Origin of the sequence: Vreelandella vilamensis (assembly GCF_031451755.1) — a bacterium.
GTDB lineage: Bacteria > Pseudomonadota > Gammaproteobacteria > Pseudomonadales > Halomonadaceae > Vreelandella > Vreelandella vilamensis.
Genome location: NZ_JARWAN010000006.1, coordinates 112,919 through 124,947, shown reverse-complemented (window position 1 = coordinate 124,947; position 12,029 = coordinate 112,919). Strand labels below are relative to the sequence as shown.

The following is a 12,029-nucleotide window of genomic DNA, read 5'->3' as shown; positions in this document are numbered from 1 at the left end:
TGCGCCGACCAAACAGTCGGCGCGAGAAAGCATGGTTAGGCGTCAGTGCCACCCGATTGCTTGGCTTTTAGCCGAGCGAGCACATCGCTGCCCGAATGGCTGGCGCCGCTCCCGATCCCTGCTTTTGATAGACGGCTTTCCAGGTCAGCACCGGAATCTTGGTTCGCAAGCTCTTCACCGACTTTGAGTTTTTCGGCCTGCAGCTTTTGCTTTTCCTTAATGCGATCCAGTGAGGCAACCGCGGAGTTCATGCTGGCGTTATGCCCAGCGTGACGCGAGGCCACAGCGGCTTGGGCTTTGTGGGCGGCTTCGGTCGCTTTGACGTGCGACATCTGTTGCTCAACACGACGAATCTCGGTTTTGGATTTGCTAATACTCGACTTGAGCGTGGTGATCGTGCTGTCGTATTGCTCGACATTGGCCTGGGCGATATCGCGTTCCCCTTCCAGGCGGGCAATCTCCCCGGCGACTTCTTCGGCCAGCGCGTTCTCACCTTTATCCAGGGCGGCCATGGCGCTTTTTTCGTACTCGGTAATCTTGCTGGCAATTTCTTGGGTTTCGTTCACGCCCAAGTTACGTTTGGCCATGATCGCGGTGAGCTCGTCGTTGGCCGCGTCAAGGTCACGCTTGGCGTCGCGGAGCTCTTGTTCCATGATGCGAATGGCTTGGTTGTCCACGATAGCCTCGCCGGTTTCGGTGGCTCTGCCGCGGAGAGCGGTCATCATTTTGCGTAGTAGCATGGGTTTTTCCTGAAAAAAAGTTATCCAACAGCTCGTAAAACCGCTTCCTGAGTCGCGAAGCGCGAAGGGAGTGTATACAAGCGTGGCATCCATCGGATGCTCTTGCTGTCTGTTTGCACAGTGCTATACTCCTATTGTCAACACGACCTACCGAGGGGCACTCGGGAAGTATACGTCTGTGGAGACGATGTGAGACCTGGGGGATAGGCGTTGGTTATCGCCGCAAAATCCCCACTGGGATTTTGCGGCGATAACCAAGCCATTCCCTCGGGCAATCGTCTTGGAAGCAGAAACCAGGAAGGTAACGACCTGGGAATCCTCAACCTGAAGCGCGCCAGCGCTGAAGGGTGGGGAGGATGTCAATCGCTATCGATGAGATCGGCAACTTCCAGCGCAGCATCGGCACATGCTTCGATTTCAGCGCTCAACGCTTCGAGCTTACAGTCAGCAAAGAGCTGGCCGTACACGACGTATGACTCCCCCTCACCCAGCTGGGCAATACCCACGCTCACCAGCGGAAGTGCCATACCTAAGCGCAGGAGTGTGTGGTTAAAGGCAGCGACATCTTTCACCGCCGATACCGGCGCCACCTCAGTCATTACCAGCCATTCGTCTTCGCCACAAGTGACGGTCACGCTAAGTTCGCCATGATCCGTCATGGTGAACACCAGCGAATCATTTTCCGGCACTAACTCGACGATGTTAGTGGGCCATGCGATAGCGCCTGACGCAACGCTTTGCTGTACCTGATGGAGCTTATCTTGAAGGCTCACGCGTATTCCTCGATTCAGTGATAAAACAGGATTCAAATTCCCCAGCCCCCACGATACCAGATTCAAGCCCGTCTAGATGCGGTACAATCTCATCATGAATATTGCCGTTATCGCGACCGCCTCCCTGGATGATCCCCTTTATTACCTACGCAACGCGCGGCAGGTAATAACGCTGTGCCTAAATCAATACGCTGACTTGTTGCTCTCAGACGAAATCCAACAACTGGAGGATTTATTGGCGCTTGAGGAACCGACGCAAGCTTTATTGATCCGCATGGTGATGCGCAAAGGCAGCCTGTTCCGCCAAGATAACCTCAACTACAGCGAAGTCCCCGAGCGGGACGCGGCAATACGGCAATTAGTCGCCACGGGATTGGTTGATGATAAGCCAGCGCTATCCATACAAGCGCTCGGTGATGTTTGCCGGCGCGAGGAATGCCGATTGCTGGCTAACCAGCTCTTGCCTGAACACACCTTGGCGGCGTCTTGTCGTAAATCGGATGCGCTCGGGCGCTTGCTTGAACATTTTGCTGACGAAGCGCCCAAGCGATTACGGGACTGGTGGCCCGACGCCCCTTTTGATGTATTGGAAATCCGCTGCACTACGTTGTTTGACCGGCTGCGCCTGATGTTTTTTGGCAATCTCTACCAGAGCTGGTCGGAATTTGTGCTGACCGAGCTTGGCCTGCAACGTTTCGAGCCCGTCTCGCTTACACCCGCCTCACGTCCGTTCCAACGCCGCGCCGAGGTGGATCTGTACCTAGCTCTGCAACAGCTGCGAGACAGGGTGGCGTTAGGTGAATCAATCGAAGAGGTCTGTCAGGCCCTCCCCGCGCCCATCGAGTGCGACTGGATCAACTACCGTCGCCAGAAAGTGCTGTTTCAGATCGGGCGCGAAGCCGAGCGGCAACAACAAATTGAACAGGCGCTTAACTTATACCGGCAAAGTCAGCATCGTGAAGCGCAGTTACGCACCCTTCGACTGTTGGAAAAACGCGAACCGGCTGAGCACGTCTTCACGTTAGCAACGAAGGCCTATGAGCAGATTTCTCAACCCGAGATTCGTATCGGACTGCAACGCATTCTTAAGCGTTCCGCGCGCAAGGCGGGGCTGGATTATCTCGCGCCTAAACCGTTCGAGGTGCCCCTCGACACACTGACCTTGGTCAAGCCAGCCTTTCACCGGGTAGAAAGTGCCGTTATTGAAGCGTTGTCGGATACGGACACGCGGCTATTCCATGTTGAAAACCACCTTTTTACCGGCCTTTTTGCCTTACTTTTTTGGCCGGCCTTATATGCCCCCGTGCGCGGCGCATTTTTTAATCCTTTCCAGCCTGGCCCCGCCGATTTGTTCCGACCCGGTTTTGCCGATGCGCGAACAATGTGGATTGAAGCGGGCTTCGATCAGCTACGTACCGGGCGCTACCAAGCCACCATCCTTGAACGGCTCGAACAGAAACGGGGGATCAGTTGTTCGCTGATCTATTGGCCTAGCCTGACGTTTGAATTGGTTAAGAGCGCATTGGACATTATTCCCGCCGCCCACCTTGAAGCTGTATTTCGCCACCTGCTACTGGACCTTCGACACCACCGTCGAGGGCTGCCGGATCTGATCGCATTAAATCACAATGCCGCTCGCTATCGGCTAATTGAGGTAAAAGGGCCCGGTGACCGCCTACAAGACTCTCAACGGCTATGGATGCAAGCCATGCTGGCACACAGCATGCCCGTCAGTGTCCTGCACGTACGCTGGAGTGAGGCAAATTCGTGAAAGTCGCCGTTCAATCACTGTGCGAGTTTGCCGCCCGCGAAGGAGGCCTTGAGCACCGTTACACCCCCTCGCCTACCTCGGCTGAGGGGATCAAAGGCCACAAAACGCTGCAATCTCGGCGGCCTCAAGGCTACCAGCCGGAATACGTGTTGGAAGGCGAGTGTTTAGGGATTCAACTGCGCGGCCGCGCCGATGGCTACCTGCCCGGGCAATCACCCCCGTTACTGGAAGAAATCAAAACCCATCGCGGTGATCTTGCCCGCGTCGGCCCCGGACAACGGCGCCTGCATTGGGCGCAGCTAAAAGTGTACGGCGCCCTGCTCTGCCAGCGTGATGACTTGGCCAGCGTTACGCTTCGTTTGGTGTATTACGATATCGCCAAAGATCAGGAAAGCCCTTTCGAGGAAACCTGGGAACGCGGGCCGTTGCATGAATGTTTGATGGCATTGTGCCTTCGCTACCGCGACTGGCATCAACAGGAATCCGAGCATCGCCAGCAGCGTGATCAGGCGTTAATGATCCTGGCATTTCCTTTCTCAAGTTTCCGCCCCCATCAGCGCTCGCTGAGTGAAACCGTTTACAAGGGGATTAGCACCGAGCGTGCGCTGTTGCTTGAGGCCCCGACCGGAATCGGCAAAACCCTTGGCGTTACCTACCCGGCTCTGATGGCTATGCCGAGGCGCCAGCTCGACAAGCTGTTTCTCCTTACGGCGCGAACAACCGGGCGGCAACTGATACTCGATAGCCTGCAAAAGCTTCGGCCATCCGCGGGTGAGGATGAGACTTTCGCAGGTGAGGATGAGATTTTGCCGCTCAGAGTGCTGGAACTGACGGCTCGCGATAAGGCGTGTGAGCATCCAGATCGTGCCTGCCATGGCGATGATTGCCCCTTGGCTGCGGGGTTCTTTGACCGCTTACCCGCCGCTCGACAAGCCGCTGCCGACGCCCGCTGGCTAGATCGTACGCGCCTGCGGACATTGGCCTTGGAACATTCTATTTGCCCGTACTACCTTGCCCAAGAAATGGCACGTTGGTCTGACGTGGTGGTCGGTGACGTGAATCACTACTTCGATCAACACGCCATCCTATATGGCCTCACCCGACAAAACGACTGGCGCGTAGTGCCGCTGATAGATGAGGGGCACAATCTGATTGACCGAGCCCGTGGCATGTACTCAGGCGAATTACGTCAATGGCAGTTTCGTGTTGTCGCCCGCACGGCGCCCAAGGCCCTCAGCAATACTTTTCGCGCGGTCCAACGGGCATGGAGCAAGGTTATTGATCACCACGTGGAGACGACTGCCCTGCCCAATCAACAGCCTTTAAAGCAGCACCTTTCGGCAGTCCCCACCGAACTTAACGGGGCACTGCAACGTCTGGTTGGCGACCTGACCGATTACATGACAGAGCACCCCGTCATCCCAGAACTGCAGTCACTGCTGTTCGATACCCTTCGTTTCATGAAGCTTATGGAGTTATTCGGTGATCATTCGCTGTGCACCCTTGAAGTGAAGCCGGTGGAAGGCAAGCGAAAACACCGGTCATTCGCCGCAAGCCTGTCGATACAGAACCTGATACCGACGGATTTTCTAGCTGAGCGCTTTCTGGCAGCACAAGCCAGCGTCCTCTTCTCGGCAACGCTCAACCCTGCCCGTTACTATCAGGATTTGCTCGGTTTACCGACAACGACCTGCTGGGAGTCCATCCACAGCCCGTTTAGCGCCGACCAACTTGACCCTCGAATCATCGACATCAGCACCCGTTTTAAGGATCGCCAGCGTTCGCTTCAACCGATCAGCCAGCGGATAGCCAACCAATACCGCGCGGCACCGGGCAATTATCTGGTCTATCTCAGTAGCTTTGCTTATCTAGAGCAGTTGCTCGGTGAGCTAACCTTACACTGCCCGGATATGCCGGTCATGGCCCAATCGCCCAGCATGACCGAACAGGCCCGACTTGCATTCATTGAGCGCTTTCGGGCTGAACGCGGCGTCGTGGGATTTGCGGTGCTCGGTGGGGTTTTCTCAGAAGGGATAGATCTTCCCGGGGATGCATTGATCGGGGTGTTCATCGCCACCCTAGGGCTTCCGCCCTACGACGACCTCCACGAACAGCTAGCCAAACGGCTTCAAGCGCGGTTTGGTCAAGGGTACGCCTACACCTATCTCTACCCTGGCATTCGCAAGGTGATTCAGGCGGCAGGGCGTTTGATTCGCACGCCAGAGGATACCGGGGTAGTTGAGCTGATTGATGACCGTTTTGGCAGTCCGCAAGTTCAGCAGCTGCTACCCCAGTGGTGGTTCGACGCTCCTGAGACTATACAGCCTACACAGAACATACAGCCTATACAGAACATTGGGCAGGCGTCGTCGGGTAATCCACCGCCCAGCCATCACGACCAGCTTGCTTGACTTGATACAGCGCAGCATCGGCAGCGACATAGGCGTGCTCAAACGCCATGTCTGACGAGCAAAACCACACGCCAGCTTGTTCTCGCAGTTCATGGCTTTCAGCCACGCTGTGCAAATTTTGTAAATTAAGCCTCGATCATGAAGTCTTGGATTGCCGCGTAGACCTCCTGCGGGTGCGACATATGCAGACAGTGGCCGACAGCCTCAATAACGCGGAGCGTACTTTGCGGCATGGTTTCGTGCATGTACTCCCCCACATGCTCGGGAGCCAAGGCATCGAATCGACTCTGGATGATGAGGCTGGGATGTCTGTTCAGGGGCAGCAGATGGCGACAGTCAGCAAAAAAGGTCGCCTCAGCAAAGGCCTTGGCGGCCTTGGGGTCGATGGCGCAGAAGCTTGTCGAGAGTTCCTGGGACAGGCCGGAATTAATGTCCTCACCTGCCACCATGGGGGCTAGCTTGCTCGCAAACCCCATATAACTCATGTCCATGAGATCGATGAGATCCTGAATATCTTCTTGATCGAAGCCGCCAAAGTAGTCAGGCGGGCTATTCAAAAAGCGCGGTGTGGGGCAGATAAAAATCAAGCTGTCGAACAGCTTAGGTCTTGCCTGGCTTGCTATCAAGCTGATGTTGCTGCTCACCGAGTGCCCCACCATGTTGATATTCTTAAGCTCCAGGGCATCAATGATCTCAATAACATCCTGAGCATAGCCATCGACGCTAGAATAGCGCTCAGCATCAAAGGCCGTGATATCCGAACCACCCGAGCCGACATAATCAAAGAGCACCAAGCGGTAGTCTTTCTCAAGGCTAGGGGTAAGAAAGCGCCACATTTGCTGGTCACAACCAAAGCCATGGGCCAGCATTAACGTTTTCGTACCCTCGCCTACGATAGTCACGTTGTTGCGCTTGATGATCTCACTTGCGTTCATCTGGCTCTCCTTGTCATGCTTGCTATTTGATCTTCAGAACCTTCACTCAGCCATTTGCTCAGCCGTTTCGTTCTATTTCACTTGGAGACAAGCTTGACGTTAAAAGCATCGGGTGGAAAAAGCGAGACGAAGAAAAAAGCGCAATACTAGACTACGCTGCTAGTGACTTGCCATTGTAGTATCGACTTTACTTTGACGATGGCAACTCTGAATCAACATGATAAAAACATCAGCATTAACACATTAAATTTAGCAGTATAAAACCCCAATTGACTAGGAGCTTTTATGACGATAACAAATTCGGCAACGGCCCAATGGAAAGGCGGCCTGAAAGATGGCGTCGGCATCCTATCTACCAACAGTGGCGCCCTAAATGACGTCGCCTACGATTTTCGTAAACGTTTTGAAGGTGCTCAGGGCACCAATCCAGAGGAGCTAATTGGGGCCGCCCACGCCGGCTGCTTTTCCATGGCATTTTCATCGGAGTTAGAAAAAGCCGGCCATCCGGCGAGCAGCATCAACACCGAAGCTACCGTGACGTTGGACCCAGAAACACTCTCCGTGACGGCAGTGCATCTGACCACCCGCGGCAATGTGCCAGGTGCCGATCAAGCGGCATTTGAGAAAGCGGCTAATGATGCCAAGCAAAACTGCCCAATTTCAAAACTTTTAAATGCCGACATCACGATGGAAGCCGTTCTAGAAAACTGATCGCAACGGTAACGTGAACGTGACTTTAGGCCGCCTTCGGGCGGCCTTTTGCTGTTACCCCCATCCCACCCCCGCGCTGCGGACTGTAACAATATTGACCATCAAATCGCTTTCATAAAAATTATCTATTACGCCCCCTGATTGTGCCTATTACCCATCGTCATGCCCATTCCCCATAATTCAGCTACTCTTTTGATAAGCTGCGTTTCTTCTAGACACGCTGGCGCTGTGCCCTGACGAGCTCCGTTTTAAGCACCATCAGCGTGCATGAGCCTTTTTAAAACGGCGACCAGTACTCTTAATAACGAGCATCTCTACATAATAAGGAGGCAGCGTTTGGAGCTATTTCTCTACGCCTTAGATAATGCGGGTCTATTGCTAACGCGCACGATTGAGCATATTGCGCTTGTAGGTGTCGCCGTTGGCATTGCGACCTTGACCGGCGTGCCGATTGGTATTGCTATTACCAAAAATGAGCGGGTAGCTCAGGGGGTGCTTTATATGGCCTCCATTATTGTCACCATTCCCTCAATCGCGCTGTTTGGCATCATGATTCCCGTTTTATCGCTAATCGGGCATGGCATCGGTTATGTGCCGGCGGTTATTGCGGTACTGCTCTACTCTCAATTGCCCATCATTCGCAACACGTACACGGCGATCAATAACGTCAACCCCGCATTGCGAGAAGCCGCTAGAGGCATCGGCATGAGCCCCAACCAGCGCTTGCGCTTGGTCGAAATCCCGCTTGCGGTGCCGGTCATCATGGCAGGGGTTCGCACGGCGGTTGTGCTCAATATCGGCGTCATGGCCATTGCGGCTTATATCGGCGCTGGCGGCCTTGGCACCTTCATTAGTCGCGGTATTTCTCAGTCTGATCCGCGTCAGCTGATTGTGGGAGCCATCGCCGTCAGCTTGCTGGCGATTATTGTTGACTACTCGCTGCTGTATTTACAAAAGCGCCTAACCCCTAGAGGGATGAGCCGTGAAGCTGCAGCGAGCTAATGCCTTTTGCCAGATACCATTTCGACTATAAGAGACACACACCACTATGATTCGACTGGATAACCTGACGAAGGTGTTCGATACGCCAAAAGGCGCTGTGGTTGCTGCTGACCATATCAATATGGAAGTGCCGGAAGGGGAAATTTGTATCCTTATTGGCCCCTCAGGCTGCGGCAAGACCAGCACACTCAAAATGATCAACCGGATCATTAAGCCCACCGCCGGAAAAGTGTTTATTAATGGGGACGATACCACCGGTCTCGATACCCAAACATTGCGCCGTAATATTGGCTATGTGATCCAGCAAATCGGCCTGTTTCCTAACATGACGATTGAGGAAAACATCACCATTGTGCCGAAGCTATTAGGCTGGGATAAAGCCAAGTACAAAGCACGGGCGCGCGAGATGATGGCGATGATCGCATTAGAGCCAGATGCCTTTCTCAAACGCTTCCCTAGTGAATTATCCGGTGGCCAGCAGCAACGTATTGGTGTGGCCCGCGCGCTAGCCGCCGACCCGCCGGTCATGCTGATGGATGAGCCCTTTGGGGCCATCGACCCGATTAATCGCGCGGTCATTCAAGATGAGTTTTTGAAGATGCAGCAAGAACTCAACAAAACCATTATGTTCGTCAGCCATGACATTGATGAAGCCATCAAAATGGGCGACCGCATAGCGGTTTTTCGTGAGGGAAAGCTGGTTCAGTACTCCACGCCCGACGACTTGTTGGGGGCGCCCAAAAACGCCTTTGTCGAATCCTTCCTCGGTGAAGACCGCGCGCTTAAGCGCTTAAATCTGGTCAAAGTGCGCGAAATTGTCACTAACGAAATCGGCACGGTCATGCCAAGCGATACGCTGGAGACAGCGATGGCGAAAATTGATGACTACGGTTATCAAAATGCCATCCTGATGGTGAATGAGCGAAAGCAGCCCGCCGGTATCATTGACCGATCGGTCGCTCGCACCACCAAAGGCTACTGCCGCGATCATTTTCAAGCCGTCCCTGCCGTTATTGGCCTTGACGACGACCTTCGCAAAGCGGCCTCACTAATGTTTGCCCACGGCCAAACCTGGCTTCCCTGCGTTAATGAAGAAGGAACCGTGTGCGGCCAAATTACCCAGCGCGCCATGACCAGTCACCTAGGTGCACGCTATCGCGCACGCCAGGGGGATGACCGCAAACCATCGGCGGCCATTAAGGAGTAACCATGCCTATACGATCCATAAAAGGGGCGCTTAAGGTATTGGTGCTGGTGGCCATTTTTTTCACCGGCGTATGGAGCCAATCTAGCGGCGTCATTGACGACTTTATCTGGTATCTACCGGACGTTCAGTATTTGATGGTGCAGCATATATGGCTCACGTTAATGTCGGGAAGCCTGGCAATTGTCGTTGCCATTCCGCTGGGTATCGTGCTGTCGCGCCCCAAAATGTCGGGCGTAGCGGAATCGCTAATGCAAGTGCTCAACGTAGGGACCACCATCCCGACGCTTGCCGTGCTTGCGCTGTCGATGAGCTTTTTAGGCATTGGCACGGTACCGGCCGTTTTTGGGCTTTTTGTGGCCACACTATTGCCCATTACCCGTAACACGTACACGGGATTAAAAGGAGTTAATCCGGCACTCATGGAAGCGGCCGCTGGTATTGGCATGTCACCCATGCAACGGCTTTTCAAAGTCGAGTTACCTAATGCCCTCTATGTGATTTTTGCGGGGATGCGTACGGCGCTAACGATCAACGTGGGCACGGTGCCCCTCGCCTTTTTGATCGGCGCAGGCGGCCTCGGTGAGCTGATTTTTACCGGCATTGATCTTTACGACCCGGTCATGATGCTGTCAGGCGCCATTCCGACAGCACTTTTGGCCATCGTGGTCGATGCCCTTATCGCGTTGGTAGCGTTTCTCCTGGTTCCCCGTGGGGTTAACCCCGCCCGAGCCTAATCCTTAAACGCCATCAATATCTAAGCTTTACTAATAAAAGAAGGACCCGATGGTCAACTACTCGGGGCTAAAAACTCAGAGCTTGTGACTTAACAAGTTCGCACGGTTGACCAGGGAAAGCGGTAACCAGCCCGCTACGTGCTACATAGGGTAAAGACCCACTCCGAGGTGCTTCCTCAGCTTTGGACTCTGGAACGAACCATCATGCTGGCGTAGGAGTAAGCGCCGAAGGTGGCAAGGCGGCGAAAAGCCAATCCGGTGTAGCACATTCCCGAGGGGAGACGGGGCGAAAGCCCCGCGACACTAGGCCCGTAAGGGCATTAAAACAGGAGAAAATCGCATGGCGGTTTTCGTATGGGACAAACACAAGCGGCTGTTGATGCCGTGCAGCGAAAAGCGGGCGCGGTTACTGCTTCAGCGCGGTCGCGCAGCGGTGCATAAGCGCTATCCGTTTACGATCCGGCTCAAAGATCGCGTGGGTGGTGACACACAACCCTTGCGCCTCAAGCTCGATCCCGGCAGCAAGACGACCGGCTTGGCCGTGGTACGTGAGGCCGATAATGGGCAGAACGTCCTTTGCTTGTTTGAGTTGGTGCATCGCGGCTTTCAGATTAAAAAAGCGTTGCAACAACGCGCGGCCTTTCGGCGTCGTCGCCGTAGCAAAAACCTGCGCCACCGGGCGCCACGGTTTAATAACCGCACCAAGCCCAAGGGCTGGCTGGCGCCTAGCCTCCAGCACCGTATTGATACCACGATGGCCTGGGTGGATCGGTTGTGCAAACTAGCGCCCATCACGGCGCTAGATCAGGAATTGGTACGCTTTGATACGCAAAAGCTGGAAAACCCCGAGATCAGCGGCGTCGAGTACCAGCAAGGCACCTTGCTGGGATACGAGGTGCGTGAATACCTGCTGGAAAAGCGGGGCCGGGAATGTGCCTACTGCGGCGCCACCTACACCCCGCTGGAAGTCGAGCATATCGTGGCGCGCAGCCGAGGCGGCTCAAGCCGGATTAGCAATTTGACCTTAAGTTGCCACGACTGCAATCAGGAAAAGGATAGCCAGCCGCTTGCCGACTTTTTTGCTACCAGCAAAGGACTCAAGAAGCGCCTGAAAAAATACGGCCACACTGCTGAGGCACGGCTTGAGCGGGTGCAGTGCCAGCAACAACGCCCGTTGCGTGATGCCAGCGCGGTCAACGCCACCCGCTGGGCGCTGTTTAACGCCCTGGAAGCCACTGGCTTGCCGGTCGCCGTGGGCACGGGTGGTCGTACCAAGTACAACCGCCAGCATCTCGGCATCCCCAAAACCCATGGCCTGGACGCGGCCTGTGTCGGCCTACTCGATGCCTTGCACGACTGGCAGGTACCGACATTAACGATCAAAGCCACCGGGCGAGGCAGTTATCAACGCACACGGCTCGATAAGTTCGGCTTTCGCCGGGGCGTTTTAATGCGGCAAAAGCAGGTACACGGCTTCCAGACTGGCGATATGGTCAACGCCATCGTGCCCACCGGCAAGAAAATCGGTACCCATACGGGCCGTGTCGCGGTGCGTAAAACCGGCAGCTTTAACATCCAGACCGAACAGGGTGCGGTGCAAGGCATTTCGCATAAGCACTGCACCTTGATCCAGCGCGGTGATGGCTACGGCTATCACCTTTTACCAGCCATTAACCTGAAAGGAGAAGCGGGGCAGGCGGTGGCGTAATCCAGGTCGTGCTTCGCACGACGCGCTATCCCTCCCG

The 12,029-nt window shown here is 54.8% G+C and carries 10 protein-coding genes; 7 read left to right on the top strand and 3 right to left on the bottom strand.

Going from position 1 to position 12,029, the window contains the following annotated elements:
- Positions 1-35 precede the first annotated feature (35 nt).
- Positions 36-740, bottom strand: a complete 705-nt coding sequence (locus QC823_RS05700; RefSeq protein WP_309655389.1) for a PspA/IM30 family protein — start codon at positions 738-740, stop codon at positions 36-38.
- Between the two features lie 359 nt (positions 741-1,099).
- On the bottom strand, positions 1,100-1,513 hold the full coding sequence (locus tag QC823_RS05695) for a DUF2170 family protein (RefSeq protein WP_309655388.1): 414 nt from the start codon (positions 1,511-1,513) through the stop codon (positions 1,100-1,102).
- Between the two features lie 94 nt (positions 1,514-1,607).
- On the opposite strand from QC823_RS05695, the gene QC823_RS05690 reads away from it, so the two are divergent.
- Entirely contained in the window at positions 1,608-3,284 is a 1,677-nt protein-coding gene (locus QC823_RS05690; protein WP_309655387.1) for a VRR-NUC domain-containing protein, read from the top strand.
- Positions 3,281-5,695 (top strand): ATP-dependent DNA helicase, encoded by a 2,415-nt coding sequence (locus tag QC823_RS05685; protein ID WP_309655386.1) that lies wholly within the window; start codon positions 3,281-3,283, stop codon positions 5,693-5,695. The genes QC823_RS05690 and QC823_RS05685 overlap by 4 nt, the downstream gene beginning before the upstream one ends.
- 125 nt (positions 5,696-5,820) lie before the next feature.
- Here the strand turns inward: QC823_RS05685 and QC823_RS05680 are convergent, their stop codons facing one another.
- Positions 5,821-6,630, bottom strand: coding sequence for an alpha/beta fold hydrolase (locus tag QC823_RS05680; RefSeq protein ID WP_309655385.1), 810 nt, complete (start codon positions 6,628-6,630; stop codon positions 5,821-5,823).
- Between the two features lie 285 nt (positions 6,631-6,915).
- Between QC823_RS05680 and QC823_RS05675 the strand changes: the two genes are divergently transcribed.
- The 5 genes from QC823_RS05675 (at position 6,916) to iscB (ending at position 11,992) form a co-directional block, all read left to right on the top strand.
- On the top strand, positions 6,916-7,341 hold the full coding sequence (locus QC823_RS05675; RefSeq protein WP_309655384.1) for an OsmC family protein: 426 nt from the start codon (positions 6,916-6,918) through the stop codon (positions 7,339-7,341).
- Between the two features lie 336 nt (positions 7,342-7,677).
- Entirely contained in the window at positions 7,678-8,343 is a 666-nt protein-coding gene (locus QC823_RS05670; protein WP_309655383.1) for an ABC transporter permease, read from the top strand.
- 46 nt (positions 8,344-8,389) lie between these two features.
- Positions 8,390-9,550 (top strand): ABC transporter ATP-binding protein, encoded by a 1,161-nt coding sequence (locus QC823_RS05665; RefSeq protein WP_309655382.1) that lies wholly within the window; start codon positions 8,390-8,392, stop codon positions 9,548-9,550.
- Between the two features lie 2 nt (positions 9,551-9,552).
- Entirely contained in the window at positions 9,553-10,284 is a 732-nt protein-coding gene (locus tag QC823_RS05660; protein ID WP_309655381.1) for an ABC transporter permease, read from the top strand.
- Between the two features lie 340 nt (positions 10,285-10,624).
- Entirely contained in the window at positions 10,625-11,992 is a 1,368-nt protein-coding gene (gene iscB / locus QC823_RS05655) for an RNA-guided endonuclease IscB (RefSeq protein WP_309655380.1), read from the top strand.
- Positions 11,993-12,029: the final 37 nt, after the last annotated feature.

What these genes read in the sequence shown, in the direction of transcription:
- QC823_RS05660 (WP_309655381.1), top strand. Translation starts at nt 9,553, where the DNA reads ATGCCTATACGATCCATAAAAGGGGCGCTTAAGGTATTGGTGCTGGTG.
- QC823_RS05690 (WP_309655387.1), top strand. Translation starts at nt 1,608, where the DNA reads ATGAATATTGCCGTTATCGCGACCGCCTCCCTGGATGATCCCCTTTAT.
- QC823_RS05665 (WP_309655382.1), top strand. Translation starts at nt 8,390, where the DNA reads ATGATTCGACTGGATAACCTGACGAAGGTGTTCGATACGCCAAAAGGC.
- QC823_RS05680 (WP_309655385.1), bottom strand. Translation starts at nt 6,630, where the DNA reads ATGAACGCAAGTGAGATCATCAAGCGCAACAACGTGACTATCGTAGGC.
- iscB (WP_309655380.1), top strand. Translation starts at nt 10,625, where the DNA reads ATGGCGGTTTTCGTATGGGACAAACACAAGCGGCTGTTGATGCCGTGC.
- QC823_RS05675 (WP_309655384.1), top strand. Translation starts at nt 6,916, where the DNA reads ATGACGATAACAAATTCGGCAACGGCCCAATGGAAAGGCGGCCTGAAA.
- QC823_RS05700 (WP_309655389.1), bottom strand. Translation starts at nt 740, where the DNA reads ATGCTACTACGCAAAATGATGACCGCTCTCCGCGGCAGAGCCACCGAA.